At 63.3% G+C, this 19,643-nt stretch carries 18 protein-coding genes and 1 riboswitch; of the genes, 8 read left to right on the forward strand and 10 right to left on the reverse strand.

What is annotated here, in order from left to right:
• Window positions 1–22: 22 nt before the first annotated feature.
• The gene (gene mhuD / locus GGC64_RS20765) at window positions 23–346 is read left to right on the forward strand and encodes a mycobilin-forming heme oxygenase MhuD (protein ID WP_192724419.1); all 324 of its coding nucleotides are present in this window, start codon (window positions 23–25) and stop codon (window positions 344–346) included.
• The gene (locus GGC64_RS20770) at window positions 315–1,691 is read left to right on the forward strand and encodes a serine hydrolase (RefSeq protein ID WP_370582219.1); all 1,377 of its coding nucleotides are present in this window, start codon (window positions 315–317) and stop codon (window positions 1,689–1,691) included. The genes mhuD and GGC64_RS20770 overlap by 32 nt, the downstream gene beginning before the upstream one ends.
• Here the strand turns inward: GGC64_RS20770 and GGC64_RS20775 are convergent.
• The 3 genes from GGC64_RS20775 to GGC64_RS20785 all read right to left on the reverse strand — a co-directional run bounded on the left by GGC64_RS20775 (window position 1,657) and on the right by GGC64_RS20785 (window position 6,504).
• A complete protein-coding gene (locus tag GGC64_RS20775) occupies window positions 1,657–2,838 on the reverse strand; it encodes a polysaccharide biosynthesis C-terminal domain-containing protein (protein WP_192724420.1) in 1,182 nt (393 codons plus the stop codon). The genes GGC64_RS20770 and GGC64_RS20775 overlap by 35 nt on opposite strands.
• Before the next feature lie 105 nt (window positions 2,839–2,943).
• Window positions 2,944–4,800, reverse strand: coding sequence for a nucleoside-diphosphate sugar epimerase/dehydratase (locus tag GGC64_RS20780; protein ID WP_192724421.1), 1,857 nt, complete (start codon window positions 4,798–4,800; stop codon window positions 2,944–2,946).
• Window positions 4,801–4,989: 189 nt separating this feature from the next.
• The gene (locus GGC64_RS20785) at window positions 4,990–6,504 is read right to left on the reverse strand and encodes a polysaccharide biosynthesis tyrosine autokinase (RefSeq protein WP_192724422.1); all 1,515 of its coding nucleotides are present in this window, start codon (window positions 6,502–6,504) and stop codon (window positions 4,990–4,992) included.
• A 113-nt stretch (window positions 6,505–6,617) separates the two neighbouring features.
• Between GGC64_RS20785 and GGC64_RS20790 the strand changes: the two genes are divergently transcribed.
• The 6 genes from GGC64_RS20790 to GGC64_RS20815 all read left to right on the forward strand — a co-directional run bounded on the left by GGC64_RS20790 (window position 6,618) and on the right by GGC64_RS20815 (window position 12,657).
• Window positions 6,618–8,003 carry a hypothetical protein gene (locus tag GGC64_RS20790; RefSeq protein WP_192724423.1) on the forward strand — a complete coding sequence of 462 codons (1,386 nt, stop codon included), beginning with the start codon at window positions 6,618–6,620 and terminating at the stop codon, window positions 8,001–8,003.
• Complete coding sequence (locus tag GGC64_RS35335; RefSeq protein ID WP_192724424.1) at window positions 7,993–9,048, forward strand: glycosyltransferase; 1,056 nt, start codon at window positions 7,993–7,995, stop codon at window positions 9,046–9,048. Before GGC64_RS20790 ends, GGC64_RS35335 begins: the two co-directional genes overlap by 11 nt.
• Window positions 9,049–9,148: 100 nt before the next feature.
• Window positions 9,149–10,003, forward strand: coding sequence for a TylF/MycF family methyltransferase (locus GGC64_RS20800; RefSeq protein ID WP_225952118.1), 855 nt, complete (start codon window positions 9,149–9,151; stop codon window positions 10,001–10,003).
• Window positions 10,000–11,145: a glycosyltransferase family 4 protein gene (locus GGC64_RS35340; protein WP_370582220.1), complete on the forward strand. Its 1,146-nt coding sequence runs from the start codon at window positions 10,000–10,002 to the stop codon at window positions 11,143–11,145. The genes GGC64_RS20800 and GGC64_RS35340 overlap by 4 nt, the downstream gene beginning before the upstream one ends.
• On the forward strand, window positions 11,138–12,088 hold the full coding sequence (locus tag GGC64_RS20810) for an SDR family oxidoreductase (RefSeq protein ID WP_192724426.1): 951 nt from the start codon (window positions 11,138–11,140) through the stop codon (window positions 12,086–12,088). The genes GGC64_RS35340 and GGC64_RS20810 overlap by 8 nt, the downstream gene beginning before the upstream one ends.
• The gene (locus GGC64_RS20815) at window positions 12,085–12,657 is read left to right on the forward strand and encodes a sugar transferase (RefSeq protein WP_370582222.1); all 573 of its coding nucleotides are present in this window, start codon (window positions 12,085–12,087) and stop codon (window positions 12,655–12,657) included. Before GGC64_RS20810 ends, GGC64_RS20815 begins: the two co-directional genes overlap by 4 nt.
• Window position 12,658: 1 nt before the next feature.
• Here GGC64_RS20815 and GGC64_RS20820 read toward each other — a convergent pair whose 3' ends face one another.
• The 7 genes from GGC64_RS20820 to lysS form a co-directional block, all read right to left on the reverse strand.
• Entirely contained in the window at window positions 12,659–13,210 is a 552-nt protein-coding gene (locus GGC64_RS20820; RefSeq protein ID WP_192724427.1) for a histidine phosphatase family protein, read from the reverse strand.
• Window positions 13,207–13,932, reverse strand: a complete 726-nt coding sequence (locus GGC64_RS20825) for a CbtA family protein (RefSeq protein WP_192724428.1) — start codon at window positions 13,930–13,932, stop codon at window positions 13,207–13,209. Before GGC64_RS20825 ends, GGC64_RS20820 begins: the two co-directional genes overlap by 4 nt.
• 15 nt (window positions 13,933–13,947) lie before the next feature.
• Window positions 13,948–14,163 (reverse strand): CbtB domain-containing protein, encoded by a 216-nt coding sequence (locus GGC64_RS20830; protein ID WP_192724429.1) that lies wholly within the window; start codon window positions 14,161–14,163, stop codon window positions 13,948–13,950.
• A gap of 4 nt (window positions 14,164–14,167) precedes the next feature.
• Window positions 14,168–14,293: riboswitch (adenosylcobalamin (AdoCbl) riboswitch) on the reverse strand.
• Between the two features lie 14 nt (window positions 14,294–14,307).
• The gene (locus tag GGC64_RS20835) at window positions 14,308–14,679 is read right to left on the reverse strand and encodes a YbjQ family protein (protein ID WP_192724430.1); all 372 of its coding nucleotides are present in this window, start codon (window positions 14,677–14,679) and stop codon (window positions 14,308–14,310) included.
• 157 nt (window positions 14,680–14,836) lie between these two features.
• On the reverse strand, window positions 14,837–17,386 hold the full coding sequence (clpC1, locus tag GGC64_RS20840; RefSeq protein WP_192724431.1) for an ATP-dependent protease ATP-binding subunit ClpC: 2,550 nt from the start codon (window positions 17,384–17,386) through the stop codon (window positions 14,837–14,839).
• Window positions 17,387–17,664: 278 nt separating this feature from the next.
• Window positions 17,665–18,006: a histone-like nucleoid-structuring protein Lsr2 gene (gene lsr2, locus GGC64_RS20845; RefSeq protein WP_192724432.1), complete on the reverse strand. Its 342-nt coding sequence runs from the start codon at window positions 18,004–18,006 to the stop codon at window positions 17,665–17,667.
• Between the two features lie 122 nt (window positions 18,007–18,128).
• Window positions 18,129–19,643, reverse strand: coding sequence for a lysine--tRNA ligase (lysS, locus tag GGC64_RS20850; RefSeq protein ID WP_192724433.1), 1,515 nt, complete (start codon window positions 19,641–19,643; stop codon window positions 18,129–18,131).

A 19,643-nucleotide genomic window follows, 5' to 3' on the forward strand; every position in this document is an offset into this window, starting at 1 on the left:
AGCGCACGGTAACCTGGGCGGCATGCCGAGCCCAAACGTAGTGGTGAAGATCAACGCAATCGAGGTCCCGCCCGACGCAGGACCGGAACTGGAGAAGCGGTTCGCTCACCGCGCGCACGCGGTCGACAACCAGCCCGGTTTCCTGGGCTTCCAACTGCTGCGCCCGGTCAAGGGCGAAGACCGCTACTTCGTCGTCACACAGTGGGAATCCGAAGAGGCGTTCCAGGCGTGGGCGACCGGCCCGGCCATCGAGGCGCACAAGGGCCAGGCCGCCAACCCGGTGGCCACGGGGGCCTCACTCCTCGAGTTCGAGGTTGTCCTGGACGTTGCGGGCGCCGGCAAGTAAGGCTCGGCGTAGCGCGCGCGCCGCGGCCAGCCTGTCGATCGCCGCGGCGCTAGTCGTCGCGTTGGCGTGTGGCTGTGCGAAGACCGCAGCGCCCGCGCCGGTGGCGGACACGACGTACGGCGCGCCGATCGAGATCAACACGCCCCAGGGTCTGCGGGCCAAGCAGACCATCGACATGATCAACTCCGAATGGCCGATCGGAACCGTCGGGGTGGCCACGATGGCCGCCCCCGATCAGGTCAACGGCGTCACCTCGGCCATGGGCAACCTCTGGCTGGATCGACCGATCACGGTGGCTGGCATCGAGATCCGCGCGGGACAGGCGACAGTGCACACGCTGACGCCCTACGGCGCCGCGCAGGACATCGAATTGCGCACCAACGCAGACGGTTTCGTCGACCGGTTCGCGGTGAAGCTACAACCCCCGAAGATCACCGACTGGCGCGATATCGACGCGGTGCTTGCGAAAACCGGTGCGCGCTACTCGTATCAGGTCGCCAAAGTCGATAACGGCAAATGCGAGGCGATAGCCGGCGCCAACGCGGACCTCTCCCTGCCGTTGGCGTCCATCATGAAACTGTATGTGCTGCTTGCGGTTGCCGACGCCGTCAAGGCAGGCACGCTGCACTGGACCGACCAACTCACCATCACTGACGAAGCCAAGAAGGTCGGATCGGCCACTCTCGGCAAGCTGCCGTCGGGCACAGAGGTTCCCGTGCGCAAGGCGGCCCAGGAAATGATCTCCGCAAGCGACAACATGGCGACCGACTTGCTGATCGAGCGGTTGACCCCCAGGGCCGTCGAGCGCGCCCTCGTCGCGGCCGGTCATCACGACCCGGCCAGCATGACGCCGTTTCCGACCATGCACGAACTGTTCTCGATCGGTTGGGGCAAGCCGGATCTGCGCGAGCAGTGGAAGGAAGCCACCCCCCAAGTTCGTGCGCAGCTGCTAGAGCAGACGAATTCCCGCCCCTACGAACCAGATCCAGCCCGCACCGGCACACCGGCGTCCATCTACGGTGCCGAGTGGTACGGCAGTGCCGCCGACATCTGCCGGGTACACGCCGCGCTGCAGACCGCGGCGGTCGGTGCGGCGGCACCGGTCAAAGACATCCTTTCCAACGTGCCTGGCATCGACTTGGACTCCTCGAAGTGGCCGTATATCGGGGCCAAGGCCGGAAACCTGCCCGGCGACATGACGTTCAGCTGGTATGCGGTCGACCGCACCGGCCAGCCCTGGGTGGTCAGCTTTCAGGCGAACTGGGCGAGTTTCCGAAGCAATACCGCGGCGGGCTGGCTGCTGTCGATCGCTAAGCAGGCGTTCGGTCTGATTCCCGTCGGCTGACCCTTCCGGATGTGCTGCGGGCGATTTCGCGCCGGGCGAGCAGCGCCATTACGCAGTAGGCCGCGACAGTCGAGATGGTCGCCCCCCATAGGTTCAGGAACGGGACTGTCACCACGCAACAGGTGAGAAGAATGCTTGCGCCCACCACGTTGATTCGGCGTGCGCTTGCGAGCCTGCCAAGACCACTGAGCGCGGCGATGTCCAAGTTGTAACTGGCCAGCGGAACCATTGCGGCGATCAGCGCGTAGCTGACGCTGATTGCTCCCACATAGGCAGGGCCCAATACGTGCCAAACGAGGTACGGCGACGCCAGCGCCATCGCCGCGCAACCGCAAACTGTCAGCAGCATCGCAACGTTGCGAATGTGTTTGTACCACAATCCTGTTCCGGTTACCGCCATGCGACGGAAGACGACCTGCGACACTCCAAGCGAGATCAGGCCGACGACTTCAGCCATCGTTGCCGCGACGCTGTAGATTCCCACGGCCGCCGTTGTGGCCAACGTCGCGAGAATCAACCGATCGCCGCGGTAAGCAAATGCCTGGCAGAACACTCCGATTGCCGCCGGCGAGCTGAACCGCACGATGTCGGCGAACGTCAATCGATCGACGACGGAGGGTGCCGCGGATCGGATCCTGCGAATCTGCCTCCAGAGGAACAGATTCTGCGCGACGGATCCCGCGAGCACGGCCGCACACGCCATGTCGATGTTCAAACCGGCAATCAGATGCACCGTAGCGACCAGTACGATCTGCACCGTCGCCCAGATCAGTTCGCCGGAGATCGCGGTGGCGTGAAATCCGAAGCCGTGCAGGCCTTCACGTTGAAAGTAGCCGTACAACTGCGATGCCGCGTTCGCGACGAAGAGAACAGCTACCACGGTGTCGGGTAAAGCATCTGAGAGCCAGAGGATTCCCAGGCCGACGGTGGCCGACCCAACGACGTGCAGAACTGACAGTGTTCGCGCAATCGACAGATATCGGTCAAGGCTCAGGCGGGTGGCCAGGAGCACCCGTCCGCCGGTTGGCACACCCACAGACCCGATGAGCATCAAGAATGTCGAGGCCGCGATGAACGTGACCAGAACCCCTCGGTCTGTCGGGCCGAGCCACCGCGCCGTCAGTACCGAGAGAACTGTTGCTGACATCGCTTGAATGCCAAGGGTCGCAACGACACGGACTTCCGGTCGCACGACCGACGTTCGTAGGGTCCGCACCGACCGGATCATCACGCGACGAAAGACCGGCCGGGATCAACCAGCGATTGCGATGGGATCACCGGCGATGGTCGAGTTGGTACCGGCAACTGTACTTCTGGAGGCCAGGGCATTCATTATCGTCCGCACCCACTTCGGTGTGGCGATGGAATCGAGCTGAGAACCCGTTAGTTCGAACGTAAGTGGCGGCACGAGGACGTGCGAAATCAGGGGGTTGACGGGGCGGAAGTCCCGCGGCTCGTCGGCTGAGAAAAGGCATTCGTGCATCTTTTCGCCGGGTCGCAAACCGGTGTACACGATATCGATGCCTGCTTTGCCGGACCGTGCGATCAGCAACCTCGCGATGTCAGCTATCTTCACCGGCACCCCCATATCGAGGACCATCGCCTCACCCGAACGTCCAATTGCGCTCGCCTGCAACACAAGTTGGCAGGCCTCGGTGACGGTCATGAAGTAACGGGTGACATCGGGGTGTGTCACCGTCACCGGCCCGCCGGCAGCGATCTGGGCCTCGAATGTGGGCAGCATCGAACCGCGCGAACCGAGCACGTTTCCGAATCGAACGCTCACGTAGAGGCCGTCGCAACCCTCGACTCCGGACGTCAGGCGCTCACCGATTCGCTTGCTTTTACCAAGGACACTGATTGGGTCGGCGGCCTTGTCGCTCGAGATGTTCACGAAGGTGCTCACGCCGCTTGCTCGGGCTGCCGCCAAGACGTTCATGGTTCCCACCACGTTGCTGAGCCACGCCTCGCGCGGATGGGCTTCCAGCATCGGAAGATGTTTGAGCGCAGCGGCATGGAACACCACCTCGGGGCGGTGCTCGGCGAATGCGAGGGACAGAGAGCCGGGATCCCGAATGTCAGCCAGCGCGATGGCGGGTTCAGCGTGGAGCGCCCCGGCGTAGATCGACATCCGGACAGCGTGCAGAGCGGACTCGTCGCGATCGAGCATGATCAGCCGCGACGGTCCGAATTCGTGAATCAATCTGCACAACTCTGAGCCGATCGAACCGCCTGCGCCGGTCACGAGAACCCTCTTGTCGCGAATGCGGCCGGATATCGATTCCACGTCGAGCTGAATCGGTTCGCGCCCAAGGATGTCCGCCAACTCGACTTCCTTCAAGTGGCGAGGCTCGACGGACGCGTGGAGCAGGTCACGAAAACGGGGAAGAACGAATGTCTTCATTCCCAAAGCCGCCGCCTCCGCGGAGACTTCGCGGACGGTGGCGCCGTCCGCGTCGGGGATAGCGATGACGACGGCACTTGCCTTCGATCGCCGCGCCGCCGCCGCGAGGTGTTTGCGTGTTCCAGATACCGCGATCCCTTCGATGTGCATCCGGCGTTTCGACGGATCGTCGTCGAGGACTGCGACCGGATGGAACGGCGAGGTCGCGTCGGTGCGCATGTGCCGCAGCAACTGCACGCCCGTGTTCCCCGCCCCAAGGACTATCGCGTTGTCAGCTGGGATCCGATCGATGCGGCGATACTCTCGCAGTCGACCGATGACCCGCACTCCCCACATGCCCACCAGTGCACACGCTCCGGCGATCACCGGCACACTTCGAGGGACATCCGCCGGGTGGACCAGTAGGAGGACGCACTGCAGCGCGCTCGCCGAGATCAGCACGTTCAGTGCGATCATCTTGGCCTCGTCGAAGCTGCCAGCCACATAGCTGCGTCGGTAGATGTGTACACAGAATCCGACGGCGGCATTGATCACGACCGCAAAGAGCGCGACAAGCGCGGTCGCCCGGGGGGCGACGCCGGCGAAACCGAAATCGTGGCGGGCCCACGCGGCGGCCATCACAGAGACGAACCACACCGCCGAGTCCGGCGCGATCAGGGACGTAGGCGACGACAGTTCGCTGCGAGGCGCGACGGTTTGTACCATCTACCACCTCCACCTGCTCCCCGCTTCGTCATCGTAACGTCCATTTGGTAGCCAGAATCGCATAATTGACGTATACGCCTATTTTAGGCGGACCTTGGGCTGGTGGCAGCTTCGCTAGGGCTGCAGGAACTCGTAGCGTGTGACGGCCGGTGTTCGGTCAGAACCAGTCCTGTTGGGCGTCGCTCTGACCTAGCCGTCCGTCCGTACCTCGCCGTTCGGACGACGTCGCGCGCTTGGTGCAGAGTGCCGGGTGCGGGACGGATGCCCGTTTTGATTACCCCGATCCGCTGATCGAAGCCAGGACTTTCGCGACGTGACGGGGTCGGGCTTGATGTGCGGTGCGATCGCGGGTGGCGCGGAGGCGCTGTCGCGATCAGAGCCGCGCTTACCGCCGCGAGTCGTGACTGTGTTCAGGATGGTGCCAAGGAAGTTGCAGTCGACACCCTCGAGAATTCCGACCGCGCCCCGGAGCTCGTCGATCCTGGTGTGACGACGGCGGGCCACGACGATCACACCGTCCGACAGGGTCGCCAACACGGCGCCGTCGGTGACAGCCAGCAGTGGTGGTGCGTCGATCACGACGTAGTCGAACTGCTTCCGCAACGAGGCGACGACCGACAGCATCTGCTGCGAACCGAGTAGCTCACTTGGGTTCGCCGGGCGGGGACCAGGTCCCAGCACCTTGATGTGGTGGCCTTTGGGCTCCTGAATGACCTGGTCGATTGCGGCGGCGCCGGACAGGACGCTGGTCAAGCCGGCGTGCTCCACCAAGCCCAGGTAACCACTCACCGCCGGATGTCTGAGGTCCCCTTCGACCAGCACGACGGAGGCTCCTGTCTCCGACAAGGCCGCCGAGAGGTTGATCGCGACCATCGTTTTGCCTTCGGTCGAGCCGGCACTCGTGACGGTGATGACGCGCGGGGATCGTTCGACATCGGCGAAGAGCAGCTTCGTCCTGACCTGTCGGAATGCTTCGGCTGCAGCGGAATTCCCGGCCGTGAAATCGATCAACGGCTGCTTTGTTCGTTTGGTGTCGAATGGGATCAACCCGATCAATTCCGTCCCGGTGATCTCGGCAACTTCGGCGGGGTCGTTGAGCCGGGTGTCGAAGTGGGCGCGGAGCAAGGCGAGGCTGCAGCCGACGATCAACCCGAGGAGGCCGGCAAACGCGACATTTCGTTTCGTCCTCGGCGACACCGGCGCCGTGGGTAGCAACGCTTTTTGCACTATCGACGCGTCGGCGGATGGGACGGTGGAACCGGGCGGTGTCTCCAACTCCGCGATCTGCTGCGCCAACTGTTCGGCAAGTCCGTTGGCCAGGTCCCTGGCCATCTGCGGCGACCGGTCGTTGACGACGATCGTCAACATCACGGTGTCGGACGCGGGCAGAACCGTGGTTTCGCGGACCAGCTCGGCAGCCGAGATCGGCAGCTTCGTTGCGTCGACAACCTTCTGCGCAAGCTGTTGGTTCTTCGCGAGCTGGGCGTACGAAGCCATTCGTTGCTGCGTGTACAGGCCTCCGGAATACAAGCCGCCAGGGGATTCGGGCGTGGTGGCAGTCTGCACGAATATCTGTGCCTGCGACTCGTAGCGCGGTGTCATCAGCAGCGAGAGTGCAAGCCCCGCAAGGGCGGCGGCGAGGGTGACCGCGACGATCAGCAGCGCGTTATCCCGAAACGTCGCCAAGAGCCGTCGGATACTCACTGCCGGACTACTTTCAGTTTCAATTCTTCAATTCACGGTTGCTCCCGCCGAAAGACGGGCGGTCACAGCCGTTGGCGCAGAGTATGCTCCCAGCAGCCCACGGAGGGTTGAAAATGGTGCGACTCGTCAGCGCGCTCGCCTTGGCGTACATCGTCTGGCGGCCGGTTTCCAGTGGCTATGCCTTGTATCCGACGCTGACCGTGATCGCCGCCCTGGCATTGTGGCGGGTGTCGTCTCGCCGATATGTCGCCGAACCATTCGTAGTGAGTGGATTGCTATTTGTGTTCGCTGGCGCGATCGCCGCGGTGATCGGATCATTCAACTCGGCACCCGGTCTTTCACACGAATGCTGGGTGTGGTTCGGCAGTTTCATCATCTGGGGGCTGTGGGCAATTTCCTTGGACCGGACCGCAATTCGCGACGCTCTGCTCGCAATTACGATCACGGCGACATTGGTGGGCGGCACCATCGTGCTGTACACCTGGGGCAACGATGGCATCCTTCCGCAACTCATTCCTGACTGGTTGGTGCGTGCCCAGGGAGCGGGGTTCAGCCTCACGGCGGAGGGCAGCCACATCCGCTACTACAGCTTGTCCTCGCTGGCCGCTGCGGCACCGTTGGTGACCGCCGGTCTACTGGCAGGCAAAGACAGCTTGTTACCTCCGCGGTGGCTGCTCGCCGTCGCCTCTGCCGTATGCATCACTGCAGCGCTGGTTTCCGGACGGCGTGCGATCGCCGTGGTCGCGATCATGGCTCCGATCATCGCGTTCCTCTTCATGAGGGCGCTGCGACCAACGCCCGTGCGGCGCGGCCGACCCCGCGATATCGATTTGCGGGTAGTCGCCGCGGTCCCACTTCTTCTCATCGGCATCGCGATTGCTGCCAACTTCTTGGTCGTTCGGCGAGTTCTGACTGCGATGTCGCAGGCCGCGTTCGTGTTCTTCGACATCGGCCGGCCCACCATCGGTGTCAAAGGGGCAGGCGACATCGAGCGGGACATCCAGGCCACCCAACTGCTGACCGCCTTTGCCGAAAAGCCGCTATTCGGTTACGGATTGGGCGCACGGTTGCCCAGCGGGTACTACCGTGCCGTGGACCGGCCATACCTGTTCGAACTGCAATACCACCAGTTGCTGTTCACATCCGGTCTGGTGGGCTTTGCACTCGTGACGGCCGCAGGGGTGGCAGCAATTGTCGGCATCCGCCGTGCGGCAAGGGCATGCCCCCAGCATCTGCCCGTGCTCGTCGCATCGGCGACGGGCGCCGCGGCGCTTCTGATCGTGAATGCGTCGAACCCGTACCTGCAGGCCGTCGGCCACGGGTGGGGACTCGCACTGGTTGTCGGCGTCGCGAACGCGCTACTCGACCCGCAGCAGCGCGACGACCCTCCCTCGAGTTCCGACGCCAACTCGTGGAAGCAGAAATACTTCGAGGCGTTCGGTAGGAGCATCAGCGGCCGGCGTGCCGCCGGCCGGGCGGGGGCGATTGGTGGCGACTAGCGCGCCACTCACCACAGTCGCGACGTATGGCCGCGCCGGATCGAGCAGTCGCGTCCGGATCCATGACTGGATCACGCACCTCGGCTTGTCGACGACGAACTACGACTACCTCGGCACGCCAAACCTTTTCGGCAGGACAGTGATGGCCAATTGGACGCGAATACCCGCGGCCGAGGCACGGATTCGGCTTGCTGGTCGGTCACGGCGGATCGACAACCTACTGATGTCGCGAGAGGCGACGCCGTTCAGCAGAGGCGGAGTCGAAACCCGATTGCTACGCAGGGCGAAACACAGCTCGTACGATTTCGATGACGCCATTTGGGCGGACGACCGTGGCGGAATCCATCGCTTGCTTTCGAAGCCCAGAGTGTGGGCGCGTTCGGTCGCAGCTGCCGATTGTGTGATCGCGGGAAGTGACTACCTGGCCAACGCCGCGGCGCGTTTCAACTCCAATGTCGTCATGATTCCCAGTTGTGTCGAACCCGACATGTACGAGTGCCCCTCGTCGTACGAATTGGACGAGTCCCCGGCTCTCGTCTGGCTTGGGTCGCCGACCACTGAACATCACCTCACCGCGATCACCGACGCGCTTCTGCAGTTGAACAAGCGGCGCGGGGCCAGGCTCAAGGTCATCAGTTCGGGTGATCGCCCGCTCGGGCCGCTGGCGGCGATGACCGATCGCATCGCGTGGAACCTGGACGACTTCACCAAGCATCTGTCCATGTCCGCGGTCGGGTTGGCTCCCCTGCGCGAGGATCCGTACAGCGCCGGGAAATGTGCCTACAAATTGCTGCAATACGGAGCGGCCGGGCTACCGATTGTGGCCTCGCCGGTAGGCGCCAATCGCGAGGTGGTGGATGCGTTGGGCGGGCTGGCGGCGACGTCGCAGTCAGAATGGGTCGACGCGGTCGGTTCGATTCTGGACGCCTCTGCCGAGTCGCGCGCGGCGATGGGCAGAAGGGCCAGGAACGGCGTATGTGAGGGCTACAGCTTTGCGGCGTGGTCCGCGCAGTGGCGCAACGCAGTGCTTGATCACTCAAGTTGACGCTCGGCCGCCGTCTCAAGAACTTCGCTGACAGCATCGAAAGCACCCGCGTTATTGACGGTGGCGCATAAAATGGCGGTGGCCATTTGAGGAGTGCCCCTTGTCAAAGCCCTCTGCCGAGCGGGTCGGAGCCGTCGACGTCGGTGAACGGTACGTCGATCTGCTGCAAAGCGCCCTCATCATGTCGCTGTGGAATGCCGGCGACGGCGCACTCGAGCAGCGGATCGGCGGCCCACTTCAGGTCCTGGCCACCAAGGTGAAAACGCAAATCAAGCGACAGCTCACGATGTCGCAGGCCGAGCGCGCGGCCAAACTCGGAGCACGCGATGACGGCCGGGATTGGCCGCGGCTTGCACATACGATGATCGGCCGGAAACGCATGGAGAACCTGCGCTTCTGCATGGAAGACGTGCTTGCCAACGACGTGCCCGGCGACTTCATTGAGACGGGCGTATGGCGCGGCGGCGCCTGCATCTTCATGCGCGGCATCCTCGCCGCGCGCGGGGTCACCGACAGGCGCGTGTGGGTTGCCGATTCCTTTGCCGGACTTCCGCCGCCCAATGCCGCGAAGTACCCGGCGGACGCCCGAGGGAAGCTGTACGACTGCGCCGAACTGGCGGTTCCACTGGAGACGGTGAAGGCAACATTCGAGCGCTACGGCCTGCTCGACGACAACGTCCGATTCCTCAAGGGCTGGTTCAAGGACACACTCCCGTCGGCTCCGATCGAACGACTGGCCGTCGCCAGGCTCGACGGCGACATGTATGAATCCACGATCGACGCTTTGACCAATCTGTATCCGAAGCTCTCGCCGGGCGGGTATCTGATCGTCGACGACTACGGCGCGGTACGGGCATGCAGACGGGCCGTTGCCGATTACCGCGCCGAGTACGGCATCGAGGACCCGATCGTGGCTATCGACTCGTCCGGGGTGTTCTGGCAGAAGTCGGGGTGATCGGCGTTACCGGGCAGGATCGCGTCGGGATCATCACCAGCCAGGCCTTCTCGGTGGTCAACTTCAGAGGCCCGTTGATCAGCGAACTGGTCAAAATCGGCGTCGCGATCTACGCGCTGGCCCCGGACTACACCGAGGACCTGAAGCGTCAGGTCCGCGAACTGGGCGCCGAACCCGTCGACTACTCCCTTTCGCGGGCAGGCCTGAATCCCATTTCAGATGCGAAAAGCATGTTCAGCATGATCGCAACCGTGCGGCGGCTGAGACTCGACGCGGTCCTCACTTACCACATCAAACCGGTGATCTACGGATCGATTGCCGCCGTGATCGCACGAGTTCCAAACCGGTACGCGATGATCGAAGGGTTGGGATATCTGTTTTTGAACGATCCCGACTCAGGAAGTAAATCCCGGGCTGTCATGCGTTGGGTGGCGACCAACATGTATCGACTGTCGCTCTTCTTCAATCGCAGGGTCTTCTTCGAAAACGAAGACGACCCAACGCGATTCCGTCACCTTGGCGTCGTCAAGCCGACTCAGATCGTGGTCCTGGACGGGATAGGTGTGGACCTCGAGCACTATCCGGTGAAACATGACTTTCCTCCCCCGACGACATTCATCCTCGTCGCAAGGATGTTGCGCACCAAGGGCGTCCGCGACTACGTCGATGCGGCCAGAATCGTCTGCGCGAGATATCCGACCAGCCGATTCATTCTGGTGGGGCAGGTCGACGTCAATCCAGACTCGATCACAGCGTCCGAGCTGCAAACCTGGGTGGACGAAGGCATCGTCGAATGGACCGGCCACGTCCCAGACGTCCGCGTCTGGCTGGCGCAGGCGAGCGTGTTCGTATTGCCCTCCTACGGCGAGGGAAAGCCCCGCAGCACGCTGGAAGCGATGGCCAGCGGCCTGCCGATCATCACCACCGACTGCAGCGGCTGCCGCGAAACCGTCGAAGAGGGCGTGAACGGATTGCTGGTCCCCGTTCACGACCCGAAAGCCCTCGCCAAGGCCATGATTCGGTTCGTTGAAGACCCGGCGCTGGCCAAAGAGTTCGGCCGGATGAGTCGCCAGATAGCGGAACGCAGATTCGACATTCACGAAGCCAACACACAAATCATGCGGGCGCTGGGTTATGGCTGACCGCGTCTTACTCACTGGTGCAACAGGTTTCGTCGGCAGGGCCGTGTTGGACCGGCTGACGGAACTCGATTTCGACGCCGTGGCGGCATCTCGCGACTTCGACGCGGTGTCACCCGATGTGCGTAGGTTCGGTATCGATCGGTTGGATGCCGGCACGGAGTGGGAAGACGCTCTTCGAGACGTGGCGTGTGTCATTCACACGGCTGCTCGCGTGCCCGGGACAAACGACGCCGAACATGCGGCTGACTTTCGCACCGTCAACGTCGATGGGACGCTGAATTTGGCTCGGCAGGCCGCGGATGCGGGCGTGCGCCGATTCGTCTTCCTCAGTTCAATCAAGGTCAACGGCGAAGAGACCACGTCCGATCGCCCCTTCGACGCCGATGATGCACCCGCACCTGTTGGCCCATATGGGATTTCGAAGCTACAGGCCGAGCAACAGCTGCTGAAGTTCGCCGATAGCAGTGGCATGGATGTGGTCATCATCCGTCCGCCACTCGTGTACGGCCCACACGTGAAGGCAAGCTTCCTCGGCATGATGAGATCGCTGGACAAGGGTTTGGCTCTGCCGTTCGGGCTGATTCGGAACAAGCGCAGCCTGATTGGTGTGGACAACTTGGTGGGCTTGATCATGACCTGCATCAGCCATCCGGGCGCCGCCAATCAGGTGTTCCTGATCAGCGACGGCGAAGACCTCTCGACGCCGGAGTTGCTGCGACGTCTCGGACGAGCGATGGGCAAGCCCGCCAGGTTGGTGCCCACACCCCTGTCTGCGATCGAATCGGGAGACTCGTTCCTCGGAAAGCCCGAAGTTGTACGACGACTGTGCCGAAACCTGCATGTCGACATCTCAAAGACCAAGCGCGTCCTCGGTTGGGCACCGACGATGAGCGTCGACGACGGCCTGCGCCGCACGGCGACCTGGTATCGAGTGTCGACGTGAGTGCCGCGGGGAAGCGCATAGCCGACTGGGTGCTGGCCATCGCGGCGCTCCCAGCGTTCGTTTCCGTCGGCGTGATCGTGGCCGTCGCTGTGCGAGTCACGTCGCCGGGCCCAATCTTGTATTGGAGTCAGCGCGTTGGCGCCCATGACAAGCTCTTCCTGATGCCGAAGTTTCGGACTATGCGCGTCGACACCCCTGCTGTGGCAACTCATCTGCTCGAGAACTGCGATGCGTACCTGACGCCGATCGGAGCTTTTCTACGCAAAACGAGCCTCGACGAGTTGCCGCAGATATGGAGCATCTTGGTTGGCGACATGAGCTTTGTCGGCCCGCGTCCGGCACTGTTCAACCAATTCGATCTGATCGAGTTGCGCAGAAAGCGCGGTGTCGACGCACTCATGCCAGGACTGACCGGCTGGGCTCAGGTCAATGGCCGGGATGACCTCGCCATCCCCGAGAAGGTGCGGTTCGACAGCGAATACCTGGCTCGGCAATCCCTGCACTTCGACATGTATATTCTGCTGCTGTCGATCGCGAAAGTCGTTCGCCGCGAAGGTGTTTCACACTGACTTACAGACTCGACCGCAGCGTCCAGGCGTGCCCGCGGAAGTGCATCACCGTGCGGCTGACCGGCGCAATGTCAATGCGCCAGAACGATTTCGGCGGTGCGTTGAGAACCACGAGGATCGCGGCGCGGACCACCGCGGGGTGGGTGACAGCGACCAGCCGGGCACGACGGGCGGTCAGCGAATCCATCCACCCTGCGACCCGGTCGATCAACTCCACGACGGTCTCGCCACCGTGCGGCGCCCGCGTCGGGTCGGTGAGCCAGATCGCCAGATCGTCGGACTGCACGCCGCCGACCACATCGCCGCGCCAGCGGCCATAGTCCAGATCCGCCAATCGGTTGTCGACGGTGGCGTGCAGCCCGAGAAGTTCGGCGGTCTGTCTCGTTCGCTTCTCCGGTCCGCAGTACGCGCGCTCGGTGATGCCAAGGTCGATCGATGCGTCGACCTGACGATGCCCAACGGCGTTGAGCGGTTCATCGGTGGGAAATCGTCCGGCTGCCATCGCGTCGGTCATGGCGTGCGACACGAGGGTGAGCCGGACGACCTCACTCACGCCGCGATGCTCTCCCGTCGCGGTTGTCGCAGCAGCCGGTCAGCCATCGATCCGAACACCAGTCCGATCATCGCCCACAGCACGAATTGCGTGCCGAGCGAATACAACCGGAAGTCGTAGAGGACCTCGGCCGAAAAATCGCCGGGCGTCTCGTCGATCGTGGGCAGAACCAGCATCACGACCGCAATCGCCACCACGTACGCCCCGGCACCGATCAGCGTCGCGCTCCATCGGCCGTACTGCGCCACCAGGCGGTGGCCCAGGTACACCGCCGCCACCAGCAGCGCAGCCGACAGCACGACCATCAGCAGGTAAAGCAGGGTGCGCTGCCTGATGGTTTCCTCGAGGCTGGTCGCGGGAGGATTCGGTGGATACTTCAAAAACGGAATCACGTACAGCGACAAGAACATTCCGCAGGCAAGCGCGACGGACAGGGATCGCGGCGACAGGTTGCCGACGCGGCCGTAGAGCACGCAGTACGCCACGGCGAACAGGGCGCCCATCGCCACGCTGAACGCGAGCACGCCGAAGCCCATGCCGATGTTGGCCTGCACTCCGCGGGTGAACAGTTCGACGCCGTGCTCATGGCCGTGTTCGTGTGATTCCTCATAGGCGAGCGCACGGGTGATCACCGGCTCGACAAACGTGCGCGCGAATAGAAAGGCGAGCACGCCACCGATTGCGCCGGCCAATAGCCCGCGCGCGATTATTCGTTTTTCCATACCGCGGCTACCTGCTCAGTGGCAGGGGAAGCCGAGCAGATGGCGCGCATCGTGCACGAATTCGTGCACATACATGTTGTCGCCGAACACCGAGGTTGCCCCCTGGTCCAGACCGACGAAGTACAGCACCACCAAGGCGAGGAACACCGTCAGCGACAGCCACATGGCCGCCTTGGCCACCGACAGATCGACTGCCGGTACGACGGTCTTGCGAGCCTCGGGAGAAGTCATCTCGTTTCCTTTCCGGGATGTCGCGTCCCAGCTACAGGGTTGACGACGGACGTCGGGTCTGACTGTCCACAGTGGCGCGACCGTTCTGGATTTTCACCAGCATTCCTTCGCCCGTCGATTACATGAGCATCCTAAACAAAGCCGCTAGCCTCCGGCGCCATATCCCAACTGCTGGGCGGTGTACTTCGCCGCATCGGTGACGGGCACGGCCTGTACCGCGGTGCCGTAGGCGCAAATCTCGGTCCACACGTCGCCGAGTTCGGTGGTGTCGAACCGCATACAGATGATGGCGTTCCCGCCCCTTCCGCGCGCCTCGGACATCAGCCGGTTCATCGCCTCGTTGCGGCTCTCGGCGAGGTTCTTCGTCATGCCCTGCAATTCGCCGCCGAACATCGACTTGAACCCGGCGCCGATTTGCGCGAAAGCGTTTCGGGATCGGACGGTCAGCCCGAATACCTCGCCGCACACTCGCTGGATCTCCCAGCCGGGAAGATCATTGGTGGTCACTATCAGCACGCGCGGTCCTTTCTGAGGTGTTGCGGCCGAGATTAGCCGCAGCGAGTGTGCGAATTTATCCGCCGGCCGCGGCGCGTCGCGGATGAAACGGCACAGTCGTGGCCATTGCATGCAAAAACGCCCCCGACAATGTCGGGGGCGCTTTCGCTGTCGTTGTTTACTCGGACGCTGCCGCTGTCGGCGTGCCAGCCGCCGCTGCCTTCTCCAGTTCCGGCTCGACCGGCTCGGCCGGCTTCTTGGTTCCGGTGAACGTGAACTTCGCGTCCTCTCCGGAGCCTTCGCCGTCCCAGTTGTCGACGTCGACGGTGACGAGCTGGCCGGGTCCGACCTCCTCGAAGAGGATCTTCTCGCTCAACGCGTCTTCGATCTCGCGCTGGATGGTGCGGCGCAGCGGCCGGGCACCGAGCACGGGGTCGAACCCGCGCTTGGCCAGCAGGGCCTTGGCCTTGTCGGTCAAGACCATGGCCATGTCCTTGCCCTTGAGCTGCTTGGACACCCGGCCGATCATCAGGTCCACCATCGTGATGATCTCGTCGCGAGTCAGCTGGTGGAAGACGATGATGTCGTCGATGCGGTTGAGGAACTCAGGCCGGAAGTGCTTCTTCAGCTCGTCGTTGACCTTCTGCTTCATCCGCTCGTAGTTGTTCTCACCACCGCCCTGGGTGAAGCCGAGCCCGACTGCCTTGCTGATGTCGGACGTACCGAGGTTCGACGTGAAGATCAGCACGGTGTTCTTGAAGTCGACCGTGCGACCCTGACCGTCGGTCAGGCGGCCGTCCTCGAGGACCTGCAACAGGCTGTTGTAGATCTCCTGGTGGGCCTTCTCGATCTCGTCGAAGAGAACCACGCTGAACGGCTTGCGCCGCACCTTCTCGGTGAGCTGGCCGCCCTCCTCGTAGCCGACGTAGCCCGGAGGGGCACCGAACAGCCGCGAGGCGGTGAAGCGGTCGTGGAACTCGCCCATGTCGATCTGGATCAGCGCGTCGTCGTCGCCGAACAGGAACTCAGCGAGCGCCTTGGACAGCTCGGTCTTACCCACACCGGACGGACCGGCGAAGATGAACGAGCCCGACGGCCGCTTGGGATCCTTCAGCCCGGCGCGGGTACGCCGGATCGCCTTGGAGACAGCCTTGACGGCGTCCTCCTGGCCGATGATCCGCTTGTGCAGCTCGTCCTCCATGCGCAGCAGACGAGTGGTCTCGGCCTCGGTCAACTTGAACACGGGGATACCGGTCCAGTTGCCGAGCACCTCGGCGATCTGCTCGTCGTCGACCTCGGCGACCACGTCGAGATCGCCTGAGCGCCATTGCTTCTCGCGCTCAGCCCGCTGCGCGACGAGTTGCTTCTCCTTGTCGCGCAGGCTGGCGGCCTTCTCGAAGTCCTGCGCGTCGATCGCGGACTCCTTCTCACGGCGCGCCTCGGCGATCTTCTCGTCGAAGTCGCGCAGGTCTGGCGGCGCCGTCATCCGGCGGATCCGCATCCGGGCACCGGCCTCGTCGATCAGGTCGATCGCCTTGTCCGGCAGGAAGCGGTCGTTGATGTACCGATCGGCCAGGGTGGCCGCGGCCACCATCGCGCTGTCGGTGATCGAGACGCGGTGATGCGCCTCGTAGCGATCGCGCAGCCCCTTGAGGATCTCGATGGTGTGCTCGACCGTCGGCTCGCCGACCTGCACCGGCTGGAACCGGCGCTCCAGCGCGGCGTCCTTCTCGATGTACTTGCGGTACTCGTCGAGAGTGGTCGCGCCGATGGTCTGCAGCTCGCCGCGGGCCAGCTTCGGCTTGAGGATGCTGGCCGCATCGATGGCGCCCTCGGCGGCACCCGCGCCGACGAGCGTGTGCAACTCGTCGATGAACAGGATGATGTCGCCGCGGGTGTTGATCTCCTTGAGCACCTTCTTCAGGCGTTCCTCGAAGTCACCGCGGTAGCGGCTGCCCGCCACCAGCGAACCGAGGTCCAGCGTGTAGAGCTGCTTGTCCTTCAGCGTCTCGGGCACCTCGCCGTGCACGATGGCCTGCGCCAGTCCTTCGACGACGGCCGTCTTGCCGACACCGGGCTCGCCGATCAGCACCGGGTTGTTCTTGGTGCGCCGGCTCAGCACCTGCATCACCCGCTCGATTTCCTTCTCGCGGCCGATGACGGGGTCGAGTTTGCCCTCCATCGCGGCCGCGGTCAGGTTGCGGCCGAACTGGTCGAGGACCAGCGAAGTGGACGGATTGCCCGCCTCGCCGCCGCGGCCGCCGGTGCCGGCCTCCGCGGCTTCCTTGCCCTGGTATCCGCTCAGCAGCTGGATCACCTGCTGGCGCACGCGGGTCAGTTCCGCGCCCAGCTTCACCAGCACCTGGGCTGCGACGCCCTCGCCCTCACGAATCAGGCCGAGCAGAATGTGCTCGGTGCCGATGTAGTTGTGGCCGAGTTGCAGCGCCTCGCGCAGGCTCAACTCGAGCACCTTCTTGGCGCGGGGAGTGAAGGGGATGTGGCCCGACGGCGCCTGCTGGCCCTGGCCGATGATCTCCTCGACCTGGCTGCGCACGCCTTCGAGCGAGATGCCAAGCGACTCCAGCGACTTGGCCGCTACGCCTTCACCCTCGTGAATAAGTCCCAACAGGATGTGCTCGGTGCCGATGTAGTTGTGGTTGAGCATCCGGGCTTCTTCTTGAGCCAGGACGACGACCCTGCGGGCACGGTCGGTGAATCTCTCAAACATCGGTGGTTACCTGCTCTCCATCAAATAGGTATCGCGCATGCACGCTGTACCCGTCACCCAAGTCTAGTGGGCGGCCGCCGCCGCTGCGCTGCCCGCTGGCACAGTCCAGAAAGCCGGTGCAAAGACGGTCCTTGGCGCCATAGGCCCTGTACCCGGCACCGCACATAGCAACGCCCCTGGTGGAGAATTCGTTTCCGAAGACCGCTCGCCGCGGGTTCGCCGCTAGCGAAAGGCGACTACCGGCCGTATCCAGGGCGAGCTGACCTGGCAACTCCCGCTTATGTTGCCGCGTGAAAAGCGTCTATCACATCCGCGGGGATGCGTCCGCGGGTGGAAACGTTGTGCCCGTTGCGCCGGGCCCATTCGCGAATTGCCGCACTTTGTTCGCGGTCGATCGCCGCGCGACCGCGGCCGGATCCAGCTGAACGGCCCCGCCTGCGGCCACCTACCCGACGGCCCGCGTCGACCCATTGCTTCAGGTCGTTTCGAAGCTTTGCGGCATTTTTGGAGGAAAGGTCGATCTCATAGCTCACCCCGTCGAGCCCGAATTCGACCGTCTCATCGGCTGCGCCTTCGCCGTCGAAATCATCGACAAGCGTGACGGTCACTTTCTTCGCCATTCCCCACACTGCCCTTCTGCTTGAGCACTAGCCCGGTAGTTTAGTCCTCGAACCCCCGCCCCAATGTGCCATAAGAACGCATACCATTCAACAAGTTCTGAAAAAATCGGAAACGAACCAGTTCAGTTGCTGTGCCGACGAACAATCGGGAACAAAACAGTCTCTCGAATCGACAGTCCCGTCAATGCCATCAACAACCGGTCGACGCCCATTCCGGTGCCAGTAGAAGGCGGCATCGCATACTCCAATGCGGACAAAAAATCCTCATCAAGAGCCATTGCCTCGTCATCGCCGGCGGCCGCCGCGCGAGCTTGGGCTTCGAACCTTTCGCGTTGGATAACGGGGTCGATCAGCTCGGAGTAACCGGTGGCCAGTTCGATCCTTCTGACGTACAGATCCCACTTTTCAGTGACGCCTTCGACGCTGCGGTGTGAGCGGGTCAGCGGGGTCGTCTCAACGGGAAAATCGCGCACGAAGGTCGGCGCCCAAAGGTTGTTACCGACAGTATGTTCCCAGAGTTCCTCGACCAATTTCCCGTGGCCGTAACCGCGATCGCGTGGAATCTCGACTTCGAGTTGATCGGCGATCTCCCATAACCGATCGGCCGGAGTCTGGGGCGTGATCTCTTCACCGAGTGCATCTGACAGAGACGGATACATTTGTATCGTCTCCCATTCACCGTCGATGTCGTAGATGCTGCCATCGGGCAATGGCAGCTTTCTTGTGCCGATGGCTTCGTCGGCGACCTCCTGAATAACCTCACGCGTCATGACGGCGGAATCGTCGTACGTGCCGTAGGCCTGATAAGTCTCGAGCATCGCGAATTCCGGCGAATGCGTCCAATCCGCGCCTTCGTTTCGGAACACCCGATTCAACTCGAAGACGCGCTCGAATCCGCCTACCAAGCAACGCTTTAGGAACAGTTCCGGCGCGATCCGAAGGTACAGGTCGGCATCGAGCGCATTGGAGTGTGTGACGAACGGACGCGCGGCGGCGCCGCCTGCCAACGTCTGCAGCATTGGCGTCTCGACTTCGAGAAAACCGCGCCGCTGCAGCGCCTCGCGGACTGCACGCACCACTGCCACCCGTTGGCGAGCAATGGCGCGGGCTTCCGGACGAACGATCAGGTCGACATAGCGCTGCCGGACACGGGACTCTTCACTCATCTCTTTATGTGCAACAGGAAGGGGTCGCAATGCCTTGGAAACAATTTGCCAGGAATCAGCGAGCACAGAAAGTTCGCCGCGTCGGGAACTGATCACCTCGCCGTGCGCGAAAACGAGGTCGCCGAGGTCGACATCCGACTTCCAGGCATCGAGCGATTCCTGTCCGACGCGATCGAGGCTGATCATCAGCTGCAGTTGCGTGCCGTCGCCCTCCTGCAACGTGGCGAAGCAGAGCTTTCCGGAATTACGCGCAAACATCACGCGGCCGGCGACGCCGACGAGCTGGCCCGTTTCGGCGTTGGCCTCCAGATCGGGATACGCCTGGCGGATCTCGGCCAGCGTGTGCGTGCGGGCGACCTCGACGGGGTAGGGCTCACGGCCCTCAGCGAGCAGCCGCTCCCGCTTGGCCTGACGGATCCGGAACTGCTCGGGGACGTCGGACTCGAATTCGGGCTGATCAGGTGAGGTCAC

The organism is Mycobacterium sp. OAS707 (genome assembly GCF_014873705.1).
Classification (GTDB): Bacteria; Actinomycetota; Actinomycetes; order Mycobacteriales; family Mycobacteriaceae; genus Mycobacterium.